This is a genomic window from Pseudomonas protegens (assembly GCF_013407925.2).
Lineage (GTDB): Bacteria > Pseudomonadota > Gammaproteobacteria > Pseudomonadales > Pseudomonadaceae > Aquipseudomonas > Aquipseudomonas fluorescens_AP.
In genome coordinates this window covers 5,905,933-5,930,026 of sequence record NZ_CP060201.1, presented here as the reverse complement: position 1 = coordinate 5,930,026, position 24,094 = coordinate 5,905,933, and the positions used below count along the sequence as shown (strand labels likewise).

Here is a 24,094-nt window from a genome sequence, read left to right as displayed (position 1 = left end):
CGCGCTCCCCAGCAGTGTTCAACGTTCCGACCGAGAGGAAAATCAACATGACCTTGTTTATCGATGTGGAGCAGGCCGCCGCCCTGTACTCGCGCCTGGGCATCGCCCGGGCGATCCGTGAAATGGCCGGCTATATCCAGGCCGACTACCGACGCTGGCAGGCGTTCGAAAAGTCCCCGCGCACCGCCAACCATTCGCCCACCGGGGTCATCGAACTGATGCCCGCCGACGACGGCCAGCAATACGCCTTCAAGTACGTCAACGGCCACCCCGGCAACCCCGCCAGGCAGTTGCTGACGGTGATGGCCTTCGGCGTGCTGGCCGACGTCGACAGCGGCTACCCGGTGCTGCTCAGCGAACTGACCCTGACCACCGCGGTGCGCACCGCCGCTACCTCGGCCCTGGTGGCGCAGTCCCTGGCCCGTGCAGACAGCAAGGTCATGGCGCTGATCGGCAACGGCGCCCAGAGCGAGTTCCAGGCCATCGCCTTCCACGACATGCTCGGCATCGACGAGCTGCGGATCTTCGACCTCGACCCGGCCGCCTCGCGCAAGCTGCAGCACAACCTTGAGGCCTGGCCCGGCCTCAAGGTACAGATCGCAGGTTCCGTGGCCGAGGCGGTCAAGGGCGCCGATATCGTCACCACGGTGACCGCGGACAAGGCCTACGCCACCATCCTCACCCCCGAGCTGATCGAGCCCGGCATGCACCTCAACGCCGTGGGCGGCGACTGCCCGGGCAAGACCGAGCTGCACCCGCAGATCCTGCGCAACGCCCGGGTGATCGTCGAATTCGAGCCGCAGACCCGCATCGAGGGCGACATCCAGCAACTGCCGGCGGACTTTGCGGTCACCGAATACTTTCGCATCGCCCAGGGCCTGGAACCGGGCCGCGAGCACGCCGCCCAGGTCACGGTGTTCGACTCGGTGGGCTTCGCCCTGGAGGACTTCTCGTCGCTGCGCTACCTGCACGACCTGGCGCGCGAGCACGGGATCGGCGAGCAGATCCACCTGGTGCCGACCCCGGCCAACATCAAGGACCTGTTCCAACTGATCGGCCCGGCCTCCGAAGCCGCCGCCAGCGCCCTGCGCCGGCTGGCCAGCGGCTGAGGCCCGGCCCGACGAGCGCTGGACAGGGCAACCGCGCGTGCCCCTGTTCAGCGCCCTGAACCGAACCGGCTGCGCCGCCCGACCTACAACCACAGGGCGCAGTCCCCAGCACCTTTCACTGCCAAAACTCGACAACTATAAAATCAAGAGGTTTTGTGATGACTCCAGATACCCTCGGGGCCGCTGCGCGCCCTGCACTGCAACGCACCCTGCATAACCGTCATATCCAGCTCATGGCCATGGGTGGCGCCATCGGCACCGGGCTGTTCATGGGCTCGGGCAAGATCATCGCCATGTCCGGCACTTCGATCATCCTGATCTACATGATCATCGGCCTGTTCGTGTACCTGGTGATGCGCGCCATGGGCGAGCTGCTGCTGTCGAACCTGCAATTCAAGAGCTTCGCCGACTTTGCCGGCGCCTACCTGGGGCCGCGCGCGGCGTTCTTTCTCGGCTGGTCCTACTGGTTGAGCTGGAGCGTGGCGGTGGTCGGCGACGCGGTGGTGGTCGGCGGCTTCTTCCAGTACTGGTTCCCCGGGGTGCCGGCCTGGATGCCGGCAATCGGCATGATGCTGACCCTGTTCGCCCTCAACGTGCTCACAGTGAGGCTGTTCGGCGAAGTGGAGTTCTGGTTCGCCATCATCAAGATCATTGCCGTGCTCACCCTGATCGGCGTGAGCCTGGTGCTGATTGCCAGCGCGTTCGTCTCGCCCTCCGGCGTGACCGCCTCGCTGGGCCACCTGCTGGACCGGCAAGCGGCCTTTCCCAATGGCCTGCTGGGCTTCTTCGCCGGCTTCCAGATGGCGATCTTCTCCTTCGCCGGCACCGAACTGATCGGCACCGCCGCCGCGGAAACCCGTGACCCGCACAGCACCCTGCCCAAGGCGATCAACGCCATTCCGCTGCGAATCATCCTGTTCTACGTGCTGGCCCTGGCCTGCATCATTGCCGTGACTTCCTGGCAGCAGGTGTCGCCGAGCAAGAGCCCGTTCGTCGAGCTGTTCCTGATTGCCGGCTTCCCGGCGGCGGCGGGCATCGTCAACTTCGTGGTTCTGACGTCCGCCGCGTCCTCGGCCAACAGCGGGGTGTTTTCCGCCAGCCGCATGCTCTTCGGCCTGGCCGACCAGGGCAATGCCCCTGGCCTGTTCAAGCGCCTGTCGAGCCACAGCGTGCCGGTCATCAGCCTGAGCTTCACCACCTTGCTGATGCTGCTGGGGGTCCTGCTGCTGTACATCGTTCCCGAGGTGATGACCGCCTTCACCATCGTGTCCACGGTGTCGGCGATCCTGGTGATCTTCACCTGGTCGACCATCCTCGCCTCCTACATCGCCTACCGCAAAAAGCACCCGCAACTGCACGCCCGCTCGCTCTACAAAATGCCTGGTGGCGTCCCCATGGCCTGGTTCGCCCTGGCCTTCCTGCTGTTCGTGCTGTGCCTGCTGGCCCTGCGCCCGGACACCCGCCTGGCGCTGTGCGTGATGCCGGCGTGGTTTATCTGGCTGGGCATTGCCTACCAGCTGGGCTGGCGCGGCAAGCGCCGGTGGGTAGCGGCGCGCTCATAACCTCAACCAGCGTCCTGTAGCACCAAGGAACGGTGCTACCTGCTGCCCCCCGCCAGGATCGAGCGTCATCCCCACCTGCAAAGGCGTATTTTCGGCGCCAAATGAATGACACAAATAAGTCACCATTCAAGCCCTCCTCGCGCCCCTCATCACGCTGCAAAAATAGATTTAAATCCATATAAAACAACAGCTTAAGATCAACAAGATTGAGTACAAGAATTAACCGTTGACTTAGTAAGGCGCCAAGATAAACTGCGCCTTATGAATATTTTAGAGAACAAACATCACATCATGCTGCAGGCACTGGAGAACATTTCTCCCGACGCTCGCGAGAGCGTCAGACTGTGCTTCGAACTGCTATCGGCCGCAGCGGCAATCAACCGCGTCTGTGCTGTGCGGCTTGCCCGCTACAGCCTTTCGGAGGGGCGCTTCGTGATCATGCTGACCCTCAAGAGTGCGGGCGGAAAACTCTCGCCACTGGAACTCGCGACGCGCTTGTCCATCACCACCGGCACCGTGACCGGACTGCTCGATGGCCTGCAAGGCGATGGCTTCATCAGGCGCAAGCCCGACCCGACGGATCGACGCAAGCTGATCATCAGCCTGACCCCGGAAGGCAGGCAGGTAGTGGACGAAGTCTTTGCCGATCATACGGATTGGATCTGCAGCATTATCGAAGGCCTGAGCGCGGAACAACGCCAGGCACTGACCGAAGCGATCTATTGCATTTCTGCAAGCCCCGCTCTGGCACTGCAACCTCCTGACGGGGATTAGCACCGGGCGTCAACGGTAGTAGCAACACATGGAGGTGACTGATGTTGCAGAGTCAAAAGGTAATGACCAATTTCGGCAGGAAGCCGCGTCTTCACAGTGGCGTCGACACGCTCAGGCATGGCCTGGCCTCATTGGAGCGTTACATTCCTCCCCCCCTCTACCGCCATCTGTTTCTCACCCGCATAGCCCGCGCCCCGCTGGCCATCGAAGGCTTCGAATTTCGCCCGGTACAAAGCCTCTTCGAGCTGGAAGAGGCCCTGCGGCTGGTCAATGAAAGCTATGCGCGTCGGGGAATCTCCACGGTCTGCCGTGCCGGCATGCGCTTTTCTGCCTTTCACCTGCTGCCCGGCACCACGACCTTCGTCGCGATCAAGGAACAGCAGATCATCGGCACGGTGTCATTGATCGAAGATTCGATGCTGGGCTTGCCGATGGAGGACGTTCACGGCAACGAAGTCCTGCTGCAGCGTCTGTCCGGCCAGCGCCTGGCCGAGGTCGGGACCCTGGCGGTGTCCACGCACTATCGTGGCAAGGGCGTGCCGCTGATGCTCTACAACGCGATGTTCCGTTGGGCAATGCACTACCGTGGGATTGAAAAGCTGCTGATCGCCGTACACCCCAGGGCCAGCTCCTTTTATCGCAAGGTGCTGTTCTTCTCGCCGATGGGTCGCGTGGAGCGCTACACCAAACTCAACGGCGCCCTTTCGCAGCCCTTGTCACTGGGACTGGCAGACGCCCAGGACACCTTCAGAAGTGTTTACCAGTCCTCCAGCGTCAAATTTGCGGTGGCGGGACAGCACACCAACTTCTTCGATTTTTTCTGCCAGCGCGACTTCGACGCGATTCGCCTGCCGGCCGATGCGCGCGTGCATCGCTGGCAGGAGCAGGACGTGCTGATCCACATGGCTCGCTGCGGGGTGCATGACAGGCACTTGGGCAAGCGCGTCAAACGGGCGCTGGCCCTGGCGTAAACACGCCCTTCCCCTGCCGATTTTCACACATCATTTCATGGAGGATGAGTCATGGATACGGGATTGCTGCGGGCGATTTACAGAGAAATAACCACTAAACAGCCGTTCACTCGCACACCGGAACCGGAGTTGGTCATGGAGGCCCAGCCCAGCGTGGAGTCCTATGCCAGCAGTGCCGGACAGGGTCAGGCACTGTCGGGAACCTACCTGTACCACGCGGCGCAGATGTGCGCGCTGATCAAGCCCGGGGACGTTGTCCTGGATATCGGCTGCGGGCCCGCCAGCCTGTTGCTGCAGGTGGCGCGACTCAACCCGCGGGCCGAATTCGTGGGGGTCGACTTGTCGAAGAACATGCTCGACATCGCCCGGGATTCGATCCGGCAACAAGGTATCGACAACGTCGAGCTGATCGAGGATGACATGACTCGCCTGGGCAGGATCGGCGATCGCAGTGTCGATGTGGTGATTTCCTCCATGGCCCTGCACCACCTGGAGAGCCTGGAACAGCTGGAGTCGACCTTCAGGAACATTGCCCGGGTGCTGCGTAACGATCGCGCCATTTACCTGAATGACTTCGGACGCCTGAAATCGACCGAATCGGTGGATTACTTCGTCCAGCGCGCCAGCGACGGCGCCGATCAGGAAACCCTGCTGGACTACCGCAACTCGCTGTTGGCGGCCTTCTCCCTGGAAGAGTTCCAGACGCTGGCGGCCAGCTACCTGGGGCCTTGCGCCCGGGTCTACAGCACCGCACTGAGCCCGCTGATGATGGTGATCCGCACGCCCAAGCGGCGCTGCGTCAAGACCATGAAGCCGGAGTTCAAGCGCCGTTATGCCGCGCTGCCAGCCAGCCGCAAGGCCGATGTACAGCAACTGCGCCTGTTCCTGCGGTTGGGAGGGTTGGCCAGTGCTTTCTGAAAGCCCCCGCCTGCAAGCTGCCCTGGAGCAGTGGCGCAACGTGCTGGGGGCGTCGCAGGTTCGCCTCGATCACGCCGGCATCGCCCACGTCCAGCACGACACCATGCATTCACCGGCCTATGCCCAGGCGGTGATCGCGCCCCTCTCCAGCGAGCAAGTGGCGGCCTGTGTGGTCATTGCCCGGCAGCACGGCATCGCCCTGCACCCCATCAGCACCGGTCACAACTGGGGTTACGGTTGCGCCGCTACCGGTCGGGAGCACTGCGTGGTGATGGACTTGTCGGGCATGGCGCGGATCCTGTCGTTCGACGAAGAACTGTCAGTGGTCACCCTTGAGCCGGGCGTTACCCAAGGCGCATTGGCGCAGTATCTGCAAGAACACGACCTGCCCTACCTGACACCGGTGACCGGTGCCGGCCCCTCTTGCAGCCTGCTGGGCAACGCTCTGGAACGGGGTTACGGGATTACTCCGCAGACCGACCACTTCCAGGCCGTGCTGGCCCTGGAAGCGGTGCTGCCCGACGGCCAGATCTACCGCTCGCCGCTGACGCTGGGGGCTGCCAGTCCTTGCTTCAAATGGGGAGTGGGCCCCTATCTGGACGGTCTGTTCAGCCAGAGCGGGCTGGGCATCGTGACCCAGATGAGCCTCGCCCTGGTGAGAAAACCCCAGGTCATCCAGCCGTTCTACTTCTGGATCGAGGACCCGGCCCGGCTGGGCGCGGCGCTGGAGGGTGTGCGGCGCATCATCGACCAGGCCCAGGGTCAGGTGGGCGGAATCAACCTCATGAACCGCACTCGCCTGCTGACCATGGCCAGTGAAGGCCAGGGCATCGCCGGACTGCCCCGCGAACAGCTGCGCCAGAGCGCCGACAGCCTCGGGCTGCCGGCCTGGATGGGGGTCGGCTCGATCTATTGCCACGCGGACCAGTTGCCCTCGCTCAAGCGCATGATCCGGCGCGAACTCAAGGGGTTTGCCAGTCGCTCGATGTTCAAGACCCGGCGCCAGTTGAGCCTGGCCCACGGCCTGTTGCAGCGGCTGCCGGGGAGTTGGGCGCGGCGCTGGCAGCGGACCCTGGAAAAGATGTTGCTCGGCGTTGAACTGATGGAAGGGCGCCCCAACGAAGTCGCCCTGCCGCTGGCCTACAGCGCAGGGGCCAAGCCGCCTCCCGGGCCAGGATTGAACCCCGCGCGCGACCACTGCGGGCTGATCTGGTACGCCCCGGTACTGCCGTTCAAGAAGCAGTTGATCGAAGACTTCCTACACGCCATGAGCGAGCAGTGCCAGGCGCAGGACATGCTGTGTCCGATCACCCTGACCACGCTTTCGACCCGGGCCATCGACTGCACCGTGCCACTGCTGTTTGCACGCAACGACCCTCTGGCATCCGCTCGGGCCCATGACTGCTATCGGCAACTGTTCCAGCTGGGCAAGGCTCAGGGGATCTTGCCCTATCGCGTGCCGGTGGCGTTCATGCCGTTGCTGGCCGACCAGGAACACCCCGCCTGGCAACTGGGGGCACGCCTCAAGCACGCCCTGGATCCCCATCACCTGCTCTCGCCAGGCCGCTACTGCCTGCCTGTCGACACCCGAGCGCCCCTTGCCACCCCCGAGCCGGTAGCCTGCCATGAGTGAAGACACCACCCAGCTGATCAATCAGGGATTGATCGAGACCCGCAACCTGGCGCAGTGCCTGGCCGTTGACCAGACCGCGCTGGCCACGGCCATTGCCGGCCAGCTCGACGAGAGCCTGGGGCAAGCCCTGGTCGCCGCCGCCCAGGCAACCGAGAAACAAGGCATTTCGAAAAGAATCGCCGCCCTGGGGCTGGCTCTCGGGCAATGGCTGGAACTCGCCGCGCCGCCCGCGCGCCAAAGGGCCTGGAGCCTGTTGCAGGCCCATCCATCGGACACCGTGCGCAGTTGGGCCGCCTTCGCCAATGCCTACCGCGAACGTAACCAGTCCCTGGCCAACGCGATCCACAGCCAGTTGCACTTTGCCTGTGACAGCCACTTCGGCGTGCGCGAGTGGGCCTGGATCGCCTTGCGGCCCTTACTCAGCCAGGACCTGGCGACAGCCCTGTCCCTGCTGCGCCAATACACGCTCAGCGAAGACCCGCTGATCCGCCGTTTCAGCATTGAGATCCTGCGCCCCCGAGGCGTCTGGTGCGAGCACATCGGCGCCCTCAAGAGCACCCCGGAATTAGCCGAACCGCTGCTGATCCCGCTGCTTGCTGAAAGCCAGAAATACCCCCAGGACTCTGTCGCCAACTGGCTCAACGATGCCAGCAAAACGCGCCCGGACTGGGTGCGCCAGCTGTTTCAACGCTACCCGCCCAGTTGTAAGGCCTCCCACAGGATTCACACCCGGGCTACCCGAAGCCTGTCTCACTAGAAAAAGGAGTTACTCATGTCTCTCAAGGAAAAACTGCAAGCTGCCAAACAGCAGATGGCCGAACAACTGCCGGGCGAGATCCTGCACAAATTCGGCGCATCACTGCAGTCGCTGGTCGACAGTGGCCTGGCCGCGAAAGCCCTGAAAGCCCAGGACAAGGCGCCTCTGGCGGTACTCAAGGACCCGGATGGCCAGGATGTCGACCTGCGCCGCTTGCTCGACAAGGGCCCCCTGGTGCTGGTGTTCTACCGCGGCCTGTGGTGCCCGTTCTGCAACCTGGCCTTGAGCGCCTACCAGCAGATGGTCGGCGACCTGGCGGCCTCCGGCGCCACACTGGTCGCGGTATCGGCGCAGACACCGCAATCCTCGGCCAAGACCCGTGAAGCACTGGGCATTCGCTACTTGCTGCTCAGCGACGCGGAAAACCGCCTGGCCAAGCAGTACGGCATTGTCTTCAAGCTTGAGGATGAACTGGACGCGGTCTACCGCTCCCTGGGCGCCGACTTGAAGGTCTTCAACGGCTCGGATGCCTTGACACTGCCAATGGCCAGCGCCTTTGTGATTGGCCAGGACGGGGTGATTCGCCACGCCTTTGTCAATGTCGACTACTCAGAGCGCGTCGAACCGCAAACCCTGCTCGAGGCCGTTGGCCGCTAAACCGATCAACCTCCGCCGAAGGCCGTCGCGCCTTCGGCCCTGCCTATTTGTTCACGGACTGAGCCAATGAAACGTATCGCTATCATGGGGGCCGGCGTCGCCGGTCACCTGGCTGCCCTGTACTTCAAGAAACGCCTCCCCGGAGTCGAGGTCATCCTGATCGGTCGCCCGGATCGAAAGCGCCCGGTGGTGGGCGAGTCGACGGTGGAATTGACCACGCACTTCTTCAAGGGCCTGGGGCTGGGCAGCCTGCTGGAGGAAAAGCACTACCACAAGTACGGCCTGACCTATTACCTGAAGCTGCGCAACAACCCGGAGTGCCGCAACTATGTCGTGCATGAGGCGCCGGGGGTGATTCGCATGCCGGCCTACAACCTCAACCGGTTCAGTTTTGACCGCGACCTGCGGCGGATCGTCGACGCGCATCAAGTGCAGCTGATCGAGGCCGACGTCAGCGCGGTGGACCTGCACCAGGGCGAGCATGCCACTCACCTGCTGACCTTGCGCAGCGACACCGACGCGCCCCAGCAATTGACCGCGGACTGGATCATCGATGCCACCGGACGCAACCGCTTCATGGCCAAGAAGCTCAAGCTGCACAAGGAGCCGACCTACCAGCGCAGCACCTTCTGGTTCCGCCTCAAGGACTTCGACCGCACCCTGCTGTCCAACATCAACATCCACAAGGTCAAGCACCACTGCTACGACCCCTATTACGTCACCCATCACTTCTACGGAAAGGGCTACTGGATCTGGATGATCCCGATGCGCAGCGACGATGGCAAAGACATGATCAGCATCGGCATCACCTACCGCCCGGACATGATCGAGCAGAAGATCAGCACCCTCGAACAGTTCAACGACAAGGTCATGGCCGACCATCCGGTGATCACCGAACTCATCGCCAGCGGCCAGGTGATCGATGCCCACGCCATGTACAACTACATGTATGAAGCCCAGCAGTACTACTCCACCGATGGCTGGTTCCTGCTCGGCGACGCCGCGTTCACCTTCGATCCGGCCAACAGCGCCGGGCTGGCGTATGTCGCACAGCAGATTCCGCAGATCGCGGCCATGATCGAAAAGGACATCCATGCCAGCCTGACCCCGGCCTATGTCAACTGCCTGGAGTCTCACATTCAGGCGCAACTGGCACTGCAGGACACCTGGAGCAAATGGTACGAGGTCATGGACGACCCGTTCATGATGGGCTGGACCCTGCTATTCGCCAACATGGCCTACTTCCACGTCGTGCTGCCGATGTACATGACCGGCGACTTCCTCGATGGGCACCAGGCCCAGCAGTTTGCCGACCTGCTGCCGCGCTACCCCCGGGAGTTGCAGCCTTCGCCCCTGCCCTTTGCCTGCCTGCTGCAGGAAGTCCGCCGCTCCAACCCGGGCCTGAGCCCGGAGATGATGCCGAACCTGTACTCGCGCACCATCAACTTCGACCTGTACAAAGCCGAGAATCGTGCCCGGCCGCTGTATGCCGCGCATTACTACCTGCGTTCGGCGGCGCTGCGGGTCCGCCTGATGAAGATGGTCAAGTGGTCGCCGACGCCACGGCACTTGAAGCTGTTGCTGCGCCACAGCTGCGGCGTGGTGCAGGATCTGGCGCGGTCCCTGAGCCTGAGGCTCAAACCCTCGCTGTTCTACAAATATGGCGAGTCGCCGGAACTGCTGAAGTCGCCGTTTGGCAATGACGGCGGCTTTCTCGACCTGGCCCGCCGTTGATGTCCGCGCTGACGCCAACGGCCTCCGGCTGCCGCGCGTCCGGGTTGCTGGAGCTGAGCGCCGTGCAACTGGCGCGCCTGATCAAGCGCAAGGAAATCTCGCCGGTCGAACTGGTGGAGCAGTCCATCGAGCGCTGCCAAGAGGTCCAGGCCCTGTGCAACCCGATCGCCGTCGAACTGTACCGCGGCGCCCGCAGTGCTGCGCGTCGGGCAGAGGCCGATGTGTTGCGCGGCCAGCCCTTGGGGCGCTTGCACGGCGTGCCCTTCTCGATCAAGGAAGGCCTGGGGCTGGCGGGCTGGCCACAAACCTGCGGCTCGACCTTGCGTCGGCAGGTCACGGCGTCCTCGACGGCGACGGTCGCCCAGCGCCTGATAACCGCGGGGGGCATTCCCGTGGCCCTGGGCAACCAGGCAGAGATGGCCCTGTGGCCGGAAACCGACAACCTGCTCTATGGCCGCACGCTCAATCCGTATCGCGCCTCGCGCACCGCCGGGGGCAGCAGCGGCGGCGATGCGGTCCTGGTGGCCAGCGCCTGCGTGCCATTTGCCCTTGGCACCGATGGCGCAGGCTCAGTGCGCATTCCCGCCGCGTTCAATGGGGTCTTTGGGCTCAAGCCGTCGCGCGGCCTGGTGCCCTTGAGCGGTCATTTGCCCCTGGACGAGCGTGGCCGCGAGCAAGCCAACGCACAGGCGGTATCCGCTCATTTTGCGGCCGGCCCGCTGTGCCGACATGCCGAGGACTTGAGCGAAATCCTGCAGATCATCGCCGGCCCCGATGGCATCGACCGCAATATCCATTCGCGGTACGTGCCCGTTGCCGAGCCCGCGCGTCTCAAGCGGGTCCACCTGTACCTGCCCGACAAGATGAAATGGAGCAGCCCGGTGTCCGAGGCCGTCTCCCGGGCCTTGAACGACGCAGGGCAATGCCTGGCCAGCCAGGGCGCCACGCTGCAGGCCTGGCAGGAACCTGGCATGCACAACGCGTTTTTCATCTGGCTGGCGGTGCTGAAGCTGGAGGCGCAGGTCCGCCTGGCGGACTACCTGGGCGATGGGCAGCCGCTGAGCTATTGGCGGGCAGCCCGCGCCAGCCTCGCCGGACGTGCGCGACATGCGACGGGGCCGTTGCTGGCGACCTGGCTGGACAGTGTCGGCGACGCCCTGGGCAATCCGGGGCTGGGGCGTTTTCTTGCCCAGCGCGATCACTTGCAACAGGCCTTCGCCGAGCTCTTCGACGGCCACAGCGTGCTGCTGATGCCCGTCACGCCAGGCGTCGCGCCGGAACACGGGCATGCCCTCAAGCGCCCCTTTGACGTTGCTTACTGCGCCCTGTTCAACGCCTTGGGCCTGCCGGCCCTCAGTGTGCCGATGGGGCGCCTGGATCAAGGCTGCCCGGTGGCCGTGCAGCTGGTTGCCGGCCCCGGCCAGGACGCATTGCTGCTGGACGCCGCGGTATTTCTGGACACTCAGTTTGGTGGCTGGCTCAAGCCAGCGCTTTCACACTTCAAGGGATAGGAAGTCTCTATGCAAACCACCAGTGCGACAACCCAACAGCCCGCCAGTCCCCCCATGGGGCAATCGGCCGTGGGCTCCCAGGCCGAACACCTGACATTGCTGTTTCTGATCCAGCTGATCGTGATCTTTTCCGTCAGTCGGCTGATCTCCTGGCTCAGCACGCGCTGCCTGGGGCAAACCCCGGTGGCCGGTGAAATCCTTGCAGGCCTGGTGCTGGGCCCAAGCTTGCTGGGGTATTTCTTTCCGGAGCTGCTGCACAGCATCTTCGTGCCGCAGACCTCTACCGCCTTTATCGCGACGGCTCAGGTCGGGCTGATTCTGCTGATGTTCCAGGTGGGCCTGGAATTCGAATTTGGCGCGCACCTCAAAGGCCGCAAGCGCTCGATCATCTTCATCAGCCTGGGGGGCTTGCTGGTGCCCTTTGCCAGCGGCTTTTTCAGCGCCGAATTTTTCTGGCAGCAGATCACCGGTGAGCGACCTCCGCTGCTGGCCTTTCAGCTGTTCTTCGCCACCGCCCTGTCAATCACCGCCCTGCCGATTCTGGGGCGCATTTTCATGGAACTGGGCCTGTCGCGATCACGGGTCGCCACCCTGACCATCGGCGCCGCGGCAATCGACGATGTCTGCGGTTGGCTGATCCTGGGCGGCGTGACGTCGATCATTGCCTCGAACTTCAACGTCTGGACCTCGCTCCTGAGGATGCTGGCCCTGGCGCTGTTCATCATCGTGGTGCTGTGGCAGGTGCGGCCCTTGATCCTGCGCTGGATCATCGGCGACCTGGAACGTCGGCCCCTGTCGGCGCGCGGTATTTCACTGATGCTGATCGTGCTGTTTGCCAGCGCCGTCATCACCAACCTGATAGGGGTGTTCTCGATCATTGGCGGCTTCATCATGGGCGTGGCGCTGCATACCCACCGGCCCTTCGTCGCCCAGTGGAACGCCAAGGTCGGCGGCTTGGTCAATGCGTTCTTCCTGCCGGTGTTTTTCGCCTATACGGGCCTGCGAACCGACGTAGGTTCGTTGGAGGGCAGTCACGCCCTGCGCAACTGTTTCCTGGTGTGCCTGGTGGCCTTTGCCAGCAAGTTCCTCGGGGCCTACGGCTCCAGCCGCCTGCTGGGAGAAAGCCCAAGGAACTCGGCGCTGATCGGGGTCTGCATGAACACCCGCGCCTTGATGGAACTGGTGGTGCTCAATGTCGGCTATGACCTTGGCGTGCTGCCCAAAGAGTACTTCACCATCCTGGTGATCATGGCCATCATCAGCACCTTCATCGCCTCACCGCTGATCCGCCTGCTGACCGCCAGCGAGCGCCTGGGACAGGCCGCGCCGGCAGTTGCCAACCAGCCCGTGATCTAGCGCAAGCGCCAGCCTGGACGGACCTGGCGGCGCCCAGGTCCGCTCCGGCGTCAGGCCCCGCTCGGCAGGCTCACCGCCGCGTTTGGCTGCCTTGCCGGGTGCTCTGAGGCGCAGGCGACAAAGTCCTCCTTGCGCAGCACCACCAGGGCAATCAGCGACGCCACGCCGGTGGCCACGTAGAAGTACCAGGGCGCGGTGATGTCGCCGGTGAGCTTGATCAGCCAGGTGGAGATCAGCGGCGCGCTGCCGCCGAACACCGCCACCGGAATGTTGTAGGCCACGGCGATGCCGGTGGAGCGGATGCGCGTGGGCAGCAGTTCGCTCATCAGCGCGTAGGTCGACGACGCATAGAGCCCGAACAGGATCGCCACCGCCATCAACGGCCAGAACAGCGTGGCCGGGGTGGCGTTGGGCGCGGTCTTGAAGAACCAGTACATGGCCAGGGTGGCCAGGGTGCCGATCACCATCAGGAACGGCTTGCGTCCGTAGCGATCGGTAAAGGCCCCGCCCAGGGGCATGACCAGCGCCGCCGAGAGGCTGGCGACGAACACGTAGAGCAAGGTGGTGCCGCTGTCGAACTTGAGGGTGTTGGACATGTAGGTCGAGGCGAAGGTCAGCACCAGGTAAAAGATCGAGCTGTGCAGGGTGATGATGAAAAACACCAGGGCAATCGAGCGCTTCCACTGCCAGACTTCGCGCAGCGGTGCCTTGGAGGTCTGCCCGGCCTGCGCCAGGGCCAGGAACTCCGGGCTGTCTTCGAGCTTCAGGCGGATATACAGCGAGATGAAGCCCAAAGGACCGGCGAGCAGGAACGGCATGCGCCAGCCCCAGTCCTGCATCACTTCCGCGCCCAGGCCCCAGGTCATGCCATTGGCCACCGCGCCGCCCAGCAACAGGCCGAGCACCGCGGTGACCATCAGCCAGCAAGTGGCAAAGCCGCGGCGCCCGGGTCCGGCGTATTCGGCAATGAAGCTGGTGATGGTGCCGATCTCGCCACCGGCAGAGAACCCCTGCACACAGCGGATCAGCACCAGGAGGATCGGCGCGGCGATGCCGATGCTGGCGTAGGTTGGCAACAGGCCCAGGAGGAAGGTCGAGCCGGCCATCAGCACCAGCACGGTGATCAGGGTCTGGCGCCGGCCGATGCGGTCCGCCAACGGGCCGAAGAACAGGCCGCCCAGGGGGCGGATGAAAAAGCTCAGGGCAAAGGCCGCGAAACTCGCCAGCAGGCTGCTGGTGGGGTCATCGGAGACGAAGAACGCCTGGCCGATGTACACCGCCAGAAAGCCGTAGACGCCGTAGTCGTACCACTCGATCAAGTGGCCGGAAGTGGCGCCGATAAAGGCCCGGCGCCGCTGGCGCTGGGGGTTGCAAGAGGACACGTCCATGTTGGGAGACTCCTGTCGTACTGCGGTCCATGGGAAAGTGCGTCAGCGCTCGGCAATGGTCCCTGTCGGGTCCTGCAGCCACTGACGCAAGCGGGTCTTGAGAATCTTGCCGTAGCTGTTCTTCGGCAGCTCGGCGCAAAACAGGTATTTGCGCGGTTTCTTGAACGACGCCATGCGCGTCACGAACCACTGGTTGAGCACCTGCGGGTCGAGGCTGTCGGGGTCGCGCGCAACCACGAAGGCCACCACCGACTCGCCCCATTCGGCATCCGCCTCGCCCACCACGCACACCTCGAACACCCCGGGATGCTGCATCAGCACCTCCTCCACTTCCCGCGGGTAGATGTTGCTGCCGCCGGAAATGATCACATCCTTGGAGCGGTCGGTCAGGGTCAGCAAACCGCGGCTATCGAGAAAACCGATATCGCCGGTGAGCAACCAGCCGTCCACCAGGGTCGCTCGGGTGGCGGCCGGATTGTCCCAGTAGCCTTGCATCACCGGGGCGCCGCGCACGGCGATTTCCCCGGGCTCGCCGGCTGGCAGGGCTTGTCCCTGGGCATCGAGGATGCGCACCTCGACACAGGCCTGCGGGCGCCCGACTGACGCTGCCAGAGCCGGCCAGTCCGGGTCCTGGCGCTCGGCGATCAGTTCCCGGGACAACGCGCTGATGCTCATCGGGCACTCGCCCTGGCCGTAGATTTGCACCAGCCGCGGGCCGAAGGTGTCCAGGGCCTGGGCCAGGTCCGCCTGGTACATCGGTGCCCCGCCGTAGACGATGGTCTTGATGCCCGTGCCGTCATAGCCTTGCTGCCGGGCCTGCTCGACCATGCGCTTGACCATGGTCGGCGCGGCAAACAGGCTGACCTGCCCCAGTTGCTGCGCCAGCCCGAACAGCTCGGGCGCATCGAACCCCCGGGACTCAGGCACCACGTGCCGGGCACCACAGCGCACGTGAATGAAGTTGTACAGCCCGGCGCCGTGGGACATCGGCGCGGCATACACCAGCGCATCGCCGGCCTGCACCGGGTCGACATCCAGCGGGTAGCACAGCGACATGGCGATCAGGTTGCCGTGGGACAGCATCACGCCCTTGGAACGGCCGGTGGTGCCCGAGGTGTAGAACAGCCAGGCCAGCTCGTGGTCGGCGCACGGCCAGGGCTCGCGCAGTTCGGTGTCCGCGACGCCCGCCGGCGCCGGCATGACTGCGGCGGGCAGCTCGCGGCAATCGGCGGGCAAGTCCGGCAGCTCGAAGGTCCGGCCACCGTCGGTGAAGATCAGCCGGGCCCCGGAGTTACCGACGATCCAGGCCGCTTCCCGCGGATGCAGCTTGCTGTTGACCGGCACCGCCACCGCCCCGCTCCACCAGATGGCGTAGAGCAGTTCCAGGTAGGCGCAGCTGTTCTTCAGCAGCAAGGCCACCCGGTCCCCGGCGGCGATGCCGTGCTCATGCCGCAGGTGCAGGGCACGGGCCCGGACCCGCGCGGCGAAGCCCTGGTAGTCGGCCACCTGGCGGCAGCCCTCGAACAGCGCCGGGCGCTGCGGCCAGCGTTGGGCCGCGTCCAGCAACCAGTGGGCAATGTTCATGTTCAGGCCCTGAGCGCTTGCAGGACCGAGGCGTAGTTGGCCACGGCCATGCCGCCCATGTTGAACAGCAAGCCGAACTCGGCCCGGGGCACGCCCAGGCCAATCGGCTCGCCGATCAATTGGCGAAAACCCAGGGCATGCATCGACACGCCGGTGGCGCCCACCGGGTGGCCCTTGGCCTTGAGCCCGCCGGAGAGGTTGACCGGCAAACGCCCGCCGGGGCGCACGATGCCCTCGTCAAGGGCCCGATGGCCTTCGCCCTTGGGCGCCAGGCCCATGGCTTCATAGATCAGCAACTCGGCGATGGTGAAACAGTCGTGGACCTCGGCAAAGCTCATGTCGCCCAGGCTCACCCCGGCCTCGCGCAAGGCGCCGTGGATGGCCCGCTGCGGGCCGTCAAAGGCCAGGATGTCGCGGCTGGCCATCGGCAGCAGGTCATTGACCTGGCTCAGGGCGCGGATCGCCACTTCGCGGCGGAACGAACGCGCGCGCTGCGGCGAAGCCAGGACAATCGCCGCCGCGCCGTCACTGATCAGCGAACAGTCGGTGAGGCGCAGCGACGGCGCGATCAGCGGATTGCTCTGGGACACCTGGTTGCAATGCTCGAAGTCCATCGGCCGGTGCATCTGCGCCAGGGGGTTGGCCATGGCATTGGCATGGTTCTTCACCGCAATCGCCGCCATCGAGGCCAGCGGGCTGTGATAGCGCTCGGTGTACTGCTGGGCGACCCGGGCAAACAGCTGGGCAAAGCTCAGGCCGGCCTCCTGCGGATCGTTCTGGTAACCGGCACCGGCCAGGGCCTGGGTCACTTCGGCGGTGGAGTTGCCGGTCATCTTTTCCGCGCCCACCACCAGCACCAGTTCCGCGGCGCCACTGCGGATCGCATTGACCCCCGCGAGGATCGCCGCCGAGCCCGAGGCGCAGGCGTTTTCGCAACGGGTGGCCGGTTTGAAACGCAATTGCGGGTCGGCCTGGAGCATCAGCGAGGCGGGAAAACCGTCTGGCACCAGGCCCGAGTTGAAGTGCCCGAGAAACAGCGCGTCGATCTCGGCGGCATCGATCGCGGCATCCGCCAGGGCCTCGCGGGTGACCTGGACAATCAGGTCCTCCAGGGTCACACCCTGGAGGCGACCGAAGGATGTGTGGGCGGCAGCGACAATGGATACGGAAGCATGATTCATGGTGATTTTCTTCTGTGCTTGAAGCGGACGTTCCCTACAATGGCGAGCGCCACAATCAGACGCTAGTTAGGGCAACTACGTACACCAGTAAGTAGTGCCCGGCTTGCCAGAGCGGCGCAACGACTTCCACGAGGCAGGATGCCCCATGACCGTATATGCCCAGCAGCTCCAGGACCTAGAGCGCCTGGCCTTCCAGGTTTCCCCCGCACCGCAGTTGATCACCGGGCATCGGCGCATGCTCGACTGCAACCAGGCCTTCCTGCGCCTGTTCGGCTATGAGCGCGAGCAACTGCTGGATCACCTGACCCTGTTGCTGTACCCGTCCCAGGCCGATTACCAGAGCATTGGCGAACGCAGCGAACACTGGCTGCGCAACGGCCAGGGCGCGTCCTACACCGACGAGCGCTTTATGCAGCACCGCAACGGCGAGGTGTTCTGGGCCCGGGCCCACGGCTTCTCGCTGACCCCGGACGACCCGTTCGGGCTGATGATCTGGCACTTCGAACGCCTGGACCGGCAATTGGCGCCGACGGTGCGCCTGACCCCACGCGAGCGCGAGATCTCGCTGCACATCGTCAACGGCCTGACCTGCAAGGAAGTGGCGCGCAAGCTGGCGATCTCCCACCGCACGGTGGAGGTGCACCGCGCGCGCCTGATGAAGAAGCTGCAGGCCAAGAACAGCGCCGAGCTGGTGTCGAAGATCATCTACATCAGCTAGACGCTTGCCCCAGCACCTCGCTGGCGCTCAGCCGCAGCAACTGCAGGGGCCCGATCGTCCCACCTTCCAGGCTGCCACCCTGGTTCAGCAGCTTATTCGCGGCGTTCATCTCGGCGCTGTGTTGCGTCACGCTGACAAAGGTGCTGTGGGGCAACTCCTCGCTCCAACCGTCTTCGAGCGTGTTGTAGGCCAGCATCAAGGCGGCGGTGAAATAGTGCTGGCTGGAAACCGGGATCTGCACCTCCTGGTCATTGTCGTCGTAGGCGATGAAGTGCCCGACGAAGGTCTCCACTCCCAGGCGCTTGAGCAGCGGCCAGCTCAGGGCCGAGGGCACGAAGGCGTTGAGCTTCTCGGCGACGATGGCCGAGTAGCCTCGCGCCTGGAGCATCTGCACGATCTCGTCTTCGCTGGCCTCGGGATGGGCGCCCATCACTTGCAGGGCTTCGACCACAGCCTGGTGGGCGCTCTGGTGGTCGGGGTATTCGGCGCAGTGCGCGCAGTTGGGCGGGCAGGTATCGGTCACGGGAGGCGAAGGTCCATATCGGTCTCGAAAAAAGAGCCGCAGGGTAACCCCATGACCTGCGGCCCGCCAGTGCCGCGGCATGCCGGTCGGCATGACCCGGCGACGGTTACTTGATGACGATGGGGTTCACCGGCGCCCCGCTGCCACCGACGATCTTCAACGGCGCGGCGGTGTAGAGGAAGGTCCACTGGCCGTCGGCGGCGCAATCCTCGGCCAGGTCTTCGAGCAGCACGATCTCGGTGAAGGCGATCCCCAGGTTGCGCATCAGCGCGCAGTGCAGCGGGATCTGCACCCCGGACACCGGGTCGGTGATCACTTCGTTGGCGATGGTGTCGGTGACCAGGTTGGGGATTTCCATCTGGTTGAACCAGTCCACCAGTTCGCGGCTGTAGGTCAGCCCGGGCTCCACCAGGTCCTTGAAGAACTCGGTCTTGCCGTACTCGTAGAAGGCGCCCATGGAGCCGGTGCGGATGATCAGGATGTCGCGCTTCTCGATGGCCACGCCCTGGGCCTTGGCCGCGGCCAGCAGGTCCAGGTGGTTGAAGGTCTCGCCGCGACCCAGGTATTTCTTGCCGCGATGGCGGGCCATGTCGATCAGCACCGCGCGGCCCACCACGCCGCGCTCGGCAATCGGCAGCACGCTGGCCTTGGCCATGCCGCCCACCGTGCTGCTGGCGTCGTAGCCGTTCCATAGCTGGTTGTCGTACCAGGCATGGCCCAGGGCGTCGTACTGGGTCGAGCCCTGCAACTGCATGAAGATCACGTCGTCGCAGTACTCGGCGCCGCCGGTCATCGAAGGTTGCTTGCCGGCCTGATAGTGGCTGCGGTCCAGGGTGTTGAAGCGCATCGAAGGGTTGCGCGCCGGCCACATCGGGTCGCCGCCGGGGTGGCCGATCTGCACCTGCAGGGTGAAGGTCTTGCCCTGGCGCACCGCGGCGACGCCACGCAGCACCTCGGCCTGTTGCAGATAATTGAGGGCGCCGACCTCGTCGTCCGGACCCCATTTGCCCCAGTTCTTCGGCAGGCCTTCAAGAAGCTGCTGGGTATTGGGGTGATTCTTGTCGTTATCGATCCCACACATGTCGACTGCACTCCGTAGCTGGTTCAGATCTGGCCAACAGGTTTCTACAGGTCATCACACGCAACGTCCACCATCCACTTCCAGGCAGGTGCCGGTGATAAAGGCCGCCTCATCGGAGGCCAGGTACAGGCAGGCGTTGGCTACATCCTGCGGGGTGGAGAAGCGCCCCAGGGGAATGGTGGCCATGAATTTCTGGCGGTTTTCCGGGGTGTCCGGCACGCCCATGAACTCGCTGAGCAGCGCCGTGGCACCGACCACCGGGTTGACGCAGTTGACGCGGATATTGTCCGGCCCCAGCTCGGCGGCCATGGTCTTGCTCATCACCACCACCGCGCCCTTGCTGCCGTTGTACCAGACCAACCCCGGACGCGGACGGATCGCCGCCGTGGAGGCGATGTTGATGAACACCCCGCCACCCTGGCCACGGAAATGCGGCACGAAGTGCTTGGCGCTGAGGAAGATGCTTTTGACGTTGACCGCGAACACCCGGTCGAACTCGGCCTCGTCGACTTCCAGCATCGGTCGGTTGCGGTGGGTGGTGCCGGCGTTGTTGACCACGATGTCGAGGCCGCCGTACTGCTCCAGGGTGTCACGCAGCAAGGCGCCGACGCTGGCGTCCTGGGCCACGTTGACCTCGACGAAGTGGGCCTGCCCGCCGGCGGCGCGGATCTCCTCCACCACCCGCTGGCCGCCCGTGGTGTTGATGTCGGCGACGATGACGTTGGCGCCCTGCTGGGCGAAGGTCTTGGCGATACCCTCGCCAAAGCCGGAACCGGCGCCGGTGACGATGGCAGTCTTGTTGGCTAGACGCATGGAAGTGACTCCTGTTTTTGTTGTTATGGACCGCCGCAGCGGCCGTCAGTCGTGACGAATGGCTATGGTCTTCAAGGTGGTGAAACCCAGCAGGGCCTCGAAGCCCTTCTCGCGGCCATAACCACTGGCCTTGACCCCGCCGAAGGGCAGTTCGACGCCGCCGCCGGCGCCGTAGTTGTTGATGAACACCTGGCCGCAGCGCAGCTTGTGGGCCATGCGCAGCTGGCGCGCACCGTCCCGGGTCCAGACCCCGGCCACCAGGCCGAAGGCGCTGTCGTTGGCCAGGCGGATGGCCTCGGCTTCGTCCTCGAAGGGCAGCACCGCCAGCACCGGGCCGAACACCTCCTCCCGGGCCAGACGGCTGTCTGGCGGCACATCGCGAAACAGCACCGCCTCCTGGAAATAGCCGCCACTGCCGGCCTCGGCCACCACCTGCCCGCGGGCCGCCACCGGGATGCCGGCGGCCTCGGCTTCGCGGACAAACTCGCGCACCTGACGCAGCTGCTTCTGGTTGATCAGCGGGCCCATGTCCAGGTCCAGCTCCGAGGGCCCGGCGCGCAGTTGGCCGAAGCACTGGGCCAGGCGCTCAAGCAGCGGTTCGTAGAGGCTGCGCTGCACCAGCAGGCGGCTGCCGGCGGAACAGGTCTGCCCGCAGTTCTGCACGATGGCGTTGATCAGCACCGGCAGCGCGCGCTCCACATCGGCGTCGGCAAACACGATCTGCGGCGACTTGCCCCCCAGTTCCAGGGTCACCGGGCAATGCCGTTCGGCGGCGGCCTTGGCCACCAGGGCGCCGGTGCCAGTGGAGCCGGTGAAGGAGATATGCGCGACGCCAGGATGGGCGCACAGCGCCGCGCCGGCTTCGTGGCCGTAGCCGCTGACCACGTTGATCGTGCCCGCCGGAAAACCCACCTGGGCCGCCAGTTCCGCCAGGCGCAGCAGCGACAGGCTGGCGTCCTCGGCGGGCTTGACCACACAGGCATTGCCCGCCGCCAAAGCGGCGCCGACGCTGCGGCCGAAGATCTGCATCGGGTAGTTCCAGGGAATGATGTGCCCGGTGACGCCATGGGGCTCGCGCACCGTGAGCACGGTATAGCCGGCCTGATAGGGCAAGGTCTCGCCATGCAGCTTGTCGGCGGCCCCGGCGTAGTACTCGAAATAGCGCGCCAGGGCCGTGGCATCGGCGCGGGCCACCTTCAGCGCCTTGCCGGTGTCCCGGGCCTCGATCTGCGCCAGCTCTTCGTGGTGCTCCAGCACCGCCTGGCCCAGGCGCGCCAGCAGGCGCCCGCGCTCCAGGGCCGACAGGCCGCCCCAGGGCCCGTCGAAGTTGTCGCCCAGGGCGCGCTGCGCGGCCTGCACCGCCAGGTCGATGTCCTCGGCGGTGCCGCGGGCGATCCGCGCGTAGGCGATGCCGGTGCTGGGGTCGAGTACCGGAATGTCCTCGGCCCAGGACGAGGCTTGCCATTGGTTGTCGATGTAGTGTTCGAGGCTCATTTTCATCAGCTCCTGTTGCCTGCCAGACACTCGGCAATCGCCCGCCCGACGTCCACGGTGCTGGCATTGCCGCCCATTTCCCGGGTGCGCGGGCCTTCGGCGAGCACCGTCTCGATGCTCTCGACAATCGCCGCCGCGGCCCGCTGGTAAAGCTCATCGCCCTGCCCCAGGTGCTCGATCATCAGCGCCGCCGACCAGATCTGGCCGATGGGGTTGGCCACGCCCAGCCCGGCAATGTCCGGCGCCGAACCGTGCACCGGTTCAAACAATGACGGATACAGGCGCTCGGGATTGAGGTTGGCCGAGGGCGCGATGCCGATGGTCCCGGTACAGGCCGGGCCCAGGTCGGAAAGGATGTCGCCGAACAGATTGGAGGCCACCACCACATCGAACCAGTCCGGGTGCTGGACGAAGTGCGCGCAGAGAATGTCGATGTGGAACTTGCGCGTGTCGACCTGGGGATAGGCCTTGGCGATCTGCTCCACCCGCTCGTCCCAGAACGGCATGGTGATGGCGATGCCGTTGGACTTGGTGGCCGCCACCAGATTGCGCCGGGGCCGGCGGCTGGCCAGCTCGAAGGCGTACTTCACCACCCGGTCGACACCGTGACGGGAAAATACCGACTCCTGCAGGGCGATCTCCCGCGGGGTGCCCTCCCACATGCGCCCGCCGACGCTGGAATACTCGCCCTCGGTGTTTTCCCGGACCACGATGAAATCGATGTCGCCGGGCATCCGCCCGGCCAGCGGGCACGGCACACCGGGCATCAGCCGCACCGGACGGATGTTCACGTACTGGTCGAACTGGCGGCGGATCTTCAGCAGCGAATCCCACACCGCAATATGGTCGGGCACGATGTCCGGCGCGCCCACGGCGCCGAAGAAGATCGCCTCGTGGTCGCCGATCTGCTCGGACCAGTCGGCGGGCATCATGCTGCCGTGGGCCTGGTAGTGCTCGCTGCACCAGTTGAAATGATCGAACTGCAAGGCGATGCCGAAGCGCCGGCTGACGGCTTCCAGCACGCGCAAGCCTTCGGGAACCACCTCGCGGCCGATGCCGTCACCGGCGATCACCGCGATGCGATGGGGAGCTTTTACAGCGGGATTGGTCCTGGACAAGCCGTCTCTCCTGGTCTGACGTGTTGTTCTTATGGAGGCAGGTCAAGCGCACGGGCGAGCCCATTCTGGGCACGGGGAAGCGCCCAGGGGAATTGCTCATTGTGGAAACCGCCTTCGCAAAATTCGAAGACGCGTCAGAGGGGGCCTGCCTAGAGCAGCGACTAGCCAGCCTGCGCCCCGGCCTGCCCGCAGCCGGCCAGGTAGTCGAACAGCTCGCGACTGGCCAGGGACGGTTGCTCGCGGCGCCTGCAGAGGAACATCTGGCGGTCGGCCCAGGGGTCGTCGATTTCGATAAAACGCAAGGCCATCTCCTTGCGAAAGATCTGCACCGCGCCCTGGGGCAGCACCCCCACGCCCTGCCCGGCGGCGATCAGCCGGCACACCGCCTCGAAGCTGCGCACCTGCACCCGCAGGCGCAAGGGCATGCTCACCGCGGCCGCGGCCTCGGTGATCAGCGGGGTGATGGCGGCGTTGTCTTCCAGGCCGACGAAGTCGTAGCCGAGCAAGTCCTGGAAGCGCGCATGGCTCATCTTGAACGGGTGCTCCTGGGGCACGATCAGGCACAGGCGGTCGCGGCAATAAGGGATGTAGTGCAGGTCCTGGCCCCGCGGCCGGGTGGTGACGATGCCCACATCGGCCACACCGTCACGCACCGCGAGGATGATCTCGCGGCTGCGCTCTTCGCGGATGTCCACGCGAATCCCCGGATGCAGGTCGCTCCACTGGGTCAGTTGCCGGGGCAGCTCCTGGCTCATGGCCGAGCTGTTGGCATACAGGCTGACCCGGCCGGTGGCGCCCTTGGCGAAGTCGGCCAGGTCGGCGTGCATCACATCCACCGCCCGCAGCAGGCTTCGCGCGTGTTCGGCCAGGGCCAGCCCCGCCGCCGTGGGCTGCACCCCGGTGGAAGTACGGATCAGCAACGTCACCTTGAAGTGCTGCTCCAAGAGCGACAGGCGCCGGCTGGCGGCCGACAGCGACAGGTGCGACTGCTCCGCCGCGCGGGACAGGTTGCCCAGGGTCAGGGCCTTGAGAAACAGCTCGATGGAAGTCAGGTCCGGGGCCATGCCAGGTTCCTTGTGCGCGGTGCATGGAAACTACCCACTCGGGTCGCCCCTGTCCAACCTTGTGGCGCCGTTGCCGGGCACCTGCGCAGAGCGCCCGCAGTGCCTCCCAGACATGCCTCGAGGAGCCCGACATATTGTCCGACAATCC

At 65.0% G+C, this 24,094-nt stretch carries 21 protein-coding genes; 12 read left to right on the top strand and 9 right to left on the bottom strand.

Annotation, left to right across the window (positions count from 1 at the left end):
* The first annotated feature begins 47 nt into the window (after positions 1–47).
* From GGI48_RS27420 to GGI48_RS27370, 11 genes are all read left to right on the top strand, one after another.
* Positions 48–1,109 carry an ornithine cyclodeaminase gene (locus tag GGI48_RS27420; protein WP_179601002.1) on the top strand — a complete coding sequence of 354 codons (1,062 nt, stop codon included), beginning with the start codon at positions 48–50 and terminating at the stop codon, positions 1,107–1,109.
* 158 nt (positions 1,110–1,267) lie between these two features.
* A complete protein-coding gene (locus tag GGI48_RS27415; RefSeq protein ID WP_179601000.1) occupies positions 1,268–2,671 on the top strand; it encodes an amino acid permease in 1,404 nt (467 codons plus the stop codon).
* 261 nt (positions 2,672–2,932) lie between these two features.
* The gene (locus GGI48_RS27410; RefSeq protein ID WP_042941230.1) at positions 2,933–3,445 is read left to right on the top strand and encodes a MarR family winged helix-turn-helix transcriptional regulator; all 513 of its coding nucleotides are present in this window, start codon (positions 2,933–2,935) and stop codon (positions 3,443–3,445) included.
* Between the two features lie 41 nt (positions 3,446–3,486).
* Entirely contained in the window at positions 3,487–4,416 is a 930-nt protein-coding gene (locus GGI48_RS27405; RefSeq protein WP_179600998.1) for a GNAT family N-acetyltransferase, read from the top strand.
* Between the two features lie 135 nt (positions 4,417–4,551).
* The gene (locus GGI48_RS27400; RefSeq protein WP_016965572.1) at positions 4,552–5,334 is read left to right on the top strand and encodes a class I SAM-dependent methyltransferase; all 783 of its coding nucleotides are present in this window, start codon (positions 4,552–4,554) and stop codon (positions 5,332–5,334) included.
* Positions 5,324–6,967 carry an FAD-binding oxidoreductase gene (locus tag GGI48_RS27395; protein WP_179600996.1) on the top strand — a complete coding sequence of 548 codons (1,644 nt, stop codon included), beginning with the start codon at positions 5,324–5,326 and terminating at the stop codon, positions 6,965–6,967. Before GGI48_RS27400 ends, GGI48_RS27395 begins: the two co-directional genes overlap by 11 nt.
* Positions 6,960–7,724, top strand: coding sequence for a DNA alkylation repair protein (locus GGI48_RS27390; protein ID WP_179600994.1), 765 nt, complete (start codon positions 6,960–6,962; stop codon positions 7,722–7,724). The genes GGI48_RS27395 and GGI48_RS27390 overlap by 8 nt, the downstream gene beginning before the upstream one ends.
* Positions 7,725–7,739: 15 nt before the next feature.
* Positions 7,740–8,381: a peroxiredoxin-like family protein gene (locus tag GGI48_RS27385; RefSeq protein ID WP_016965410.1), complete on the top strand. Its 642-nt coding sequence runs from the start codon at positions 7,740–7,742 to the stop codon at positions 8,379–8,381.
* A gap of 66 nt (positions 8,382–8,447) precedes the next feature.
* Positions 8,448–10,115 carry an NAD(P)/FAD-dependent oxidoreductase gene (locus GGI48_RS27380; protein ID WP_042941194.1) on the top strand — a complete coding sequence of 556 codons (1,668 nt, stop codon included), beginning with the start codon at positions 8,448–8,450 and terminating at the stop codon, positions 10,113–10,115.
* Positions 10,115–11,626 carry an amidase gene (locus tag GGI48_RS27375; RefSeq protein ID WP_179600992.1) on the top strand — a complete coding sequence of 504 codons (1,512 nt, stop codon included), beginning with the start codon at positions 10,115–10,117 and terminating at the stop codon, positions 11,624–11,626. The genes GGI48_RS27380 and GGI48_RS27375 overlap by 1 nt, the downstream gene beginning before the upstream one ends.
* 9 nt (positions 11,627–11,635) lie before the next feature.
* A complete protein-coding gene (locus GGI48_RS27370; protein ID WP_179600990.1) occupies positions 11,636–12,982 on the top strand; it encodes a cation:proton antiporter in 1,347 nt (448 codons plus the stop codon).
* A 50-nt stretch (positions 12,983–13,032) separates the two neighbouring features.
* On the opposite strand, the gene GGI48_RS27365 is transcribed toward GGI48_RS27370, so the two are convergent.
* From GGI48_RS27365 to GGI48_RS27355, 3 genes are read right to left on the bottom strand one after another with little or no spacing between them, the layout of a single operon-like run.
* Complete coding sequence (locus GGI48_RS27365; protein WP_179600988.1) at positions 13,033–14,370, bottom strand: MFS transporter; 1,338 nt, start codon at positions 14,368–14,370, stop codon at positions 13,033–13,035.
* Positions 14,371–14,412: 42 nt separating this feature from the next.
* Complete coding sequence (locus GGI48_RS27360; protein ID WP_179600986.1) at positions 14,413–15,954, bottom strand: class I adenylate-forming enzyme family protein; 1,542 nt, start codon at positions 15,952–15,954, stop codon at positions 14,413–14,415.
* Positions 15,955–15,956: 2 nt separating this feature from the next.
* The gene (locus GGI48_RS27355; RefSeq protein ID WP_047305016.1) at positions 15,957–17,135 is read right to left on the bottom strand and encodes an acetyl-CoA acetyltransferase; all 1,179 of its coding nucleotides are present in this window, start codon (positions 17,133–17,135) and stop codon (positions 15,957–15,959) included.
* Positions 17,136–17,280: 145 nt separating this feature from the next.
* On the opposite strand from GGI48_RS27355, the gene GGI48_RS27350 reads away from it, so the two are divergent.
* Positions 17,281–17,853: a LuxR C-terminal-related transcriptional regulator gene (locus GGI48_RS27350; protein WP_016967597.1), complete on the top strand. Its 573-nt coding sequence runs from the start codon at positions 17,281–17,283 to the stop codon at positions 17,851–17,853.
* Here GGI48_RS27350 and GGI48_RS27345 read toward each other — a convergent pair.
* The 6 genes from GGI48_RS27345 to GGI48_RS27320 form a co-directional block, all read right to left on the bottom strand.
* Complete coding sequence (locus GGI48_RS27345) at positions 17,846–18,376, bottom strand: hypothetical protein (RefSeq protein WP_016967596.1); 531 nt, start codon at positions 18,374–18,376, stop codon at positions 17,846–17,848. The two genes, GGI48_RS27350 and GGI48_RS27345, sit on opposite strands and share 8 nt — an antisense overlap.
* A 106-nt stretch (positions 18,377–18,482) precedes the next feature.
* Entirely contained in the window at positions 18,483–19,457 is a 975-nt protein-coding gene (locus tag GGI48_RS27340) for a cyclase family protein (RefSeq protein ID WP_016967595.1), read from the bottom strand.
* Positions 19,458–19,511: 54 nt separating this feature from the next.
* Positions 19,512–20,270, bottom strand: a complete 759-nt coding sequence (locus GGI48_RS27335) for an SDR family oxidoreductase (protein WP_179600984.1) — start codon at positions 20,268–20,270, stop codon at positions 19,512–19,514.
* A gap of 45 nt (positions 20,271–20,315) precedes the next feature.
* Positions 20,316–21,764 carry an aldehyde dehydrogenase family protein gene (locus GGI48_RS27330; protein WP_179600982.1) on the bottom strand — a complete coding sequence of 483 codons (1,449 nt, stop codon included), beginning with the start codon at positions 21,762–21,764 and terminating at the stop codon, positions 20,316–20,318.
* Positions 21,765–21,769: 5 nt separating this feature from the next.
* Complete coding sequence (locus tag GGI48_RS27325; RefSeq protein WP_179600980.1) at positions 21,770–22,882, bottom strand: tartrate dehydrogenase; 1,113 nt, start codon at positions 22,880–22,882, stop codon at positions 21,770–21,772.
* Between the two features lie 161 nt (positions 22,883–23,043).
* On the bottom strand, positions 23,044–23,946 hold the full coding sequence (locus tag GGI48_RS27320) for a LysR family transcriptional regulator (protein ID WP_047305020.1): 903 nt from the start codon (positions 23,944–23,946) through the stop codon (positions 23,044–23,046).
* Positions 23,947–24,094 lie beyond the last annotated feature (148 nt).

Excerpts from the sequence above, each read along its gene's own strand:
- GGI48_RS27355 (WP_047305016.1), bottom strand. The coding sequence starts at position 17,135 with ATGAATCATGCTTCCGTATCCATTGTCGCTGCCGCCCACACATCCTTC.
- GGI48_RS27405 (WP_179600998.1), top strand. The coding sequence starts at position 3,487 with ATGTTGCAGAGTCAAAAGGTAATGACCAATTTCGGCAGGAAGCCGCGT.
- GGI48_RS27370 (WP_179600990.1), top strand. The coding sequence starts at position 11,636 with ATGCAAACCACCAGTGCGACAACCCAACAGCCCGCCAGTCCCCCCATG.
- GGI48_RS27340 (WP_016967595.1), bottom strand. The coding sequence starts at position 19,457 with ATGTGTGGGATCGATAACGACAAGAATCACCCCAATACCCAGCAGCTT.
- GGI48_RS27375 (WP_179600992.1), top strand. The coding sequence starts at position 10,115 with ATGTCCGCGCTGACGCCAACGGCCTCCGGCTGCCGCGCGTCCGGGTTG.
- GGI48_RS27320 (WP_047305020.1), bottom strand. The coding sequence starts at position 23,946 with ATGGCCCCGGACCTGACTTCCATCGAGCTGTTTCTCAAGGCCCTGACC.
- GGI48_RS27330 (WP_179600982.1), bottom strand. The coding sequence starts at position 21,764 with ATGAGCCTCGAACACTACATCGACAACCAATGGCAAGCCTCGTCCTGG.
- GGI48_RS27380 (WP_042941194.1), top strand. The coding sequence starts at position 8,448 with ATGAAACGTATCGCTATCATGGGGGCCGGCGTCGCCGGTCACCTGGCT.
- GGI48_RS27420 (WP_179601002.1), top strand. The coding sequence starts at position 48 with ATGACCTTGTTTATCGATGTGGAGCAGGCCGCCGCCCTGTACTCGCGC.
- GGI48_RS27335 (WP_179600984.1), bottom strand. The coding sequence starts at position 20,270 with ATGCGTCTAGCCAACAAGACTGCCATCGTCACCGGCGCCGGTTCCGGC.
- GGI48_RS27400 (WP_016965572.1), top strand. The coding sequence starts at position 4,552 with ATGGAGGCCCAGCCCAGCGTGGAGTCCTATGCCAGCAGTGCCGGACAG.
- GGI48_RS27390 (WP_179600994.1), top strand. The coding sequence starts at position 6,960 with ATGAGTGAAGACACCACCCAGCTGATCAATCAGGGATTGATCGAGACC.
- GGI48_RS27350 (WP_016967597.1), top strand. The coding sequence starts at position 17,281 with ATGACCGTATATGCCCAGCAGCTCCAGGACCTAGAGCGCCTGGCCTTC.
- GGI48_RS27410 (WP_042941230.1), top strand. The coding sequence starts at position 2,933 with ATGAATATTTTAGAGAACAAACATCACATCATGCTGCAGGCACTGGAG.
- GGI48_RS27365 (WP_179600988.1), bottom strand. The coding sequence starts at position 14,370 with ATGGACGTGTCCTCTTGCAACCCCCAGCGCCAGCGGCGCCGGGCCTTT.
- GGI48_RS27385 (WP_016965410.1), top strand. The coding sequence starts at position 7,740 with ATGTCTCTCAAGGAAAAACTGCAAGCTGCCAAACAGCAGATGGCCGAA.
- GGI48_RS27415 (WP_179601000.1), top strand. The coding sequence starts at position 1,268 with ATGACTCCAGATACCCTCGGGGCCGCTGCGCGCCCTGCACTGCAACGC.
- GGI48_RS27360 (WP_179600986.1), bottom strand. The coding sequence starts at position 15,954 with ATGAACATTGCCCACTGGTTGCTGGACGCGGCCCAACGCTGGCCGCAG.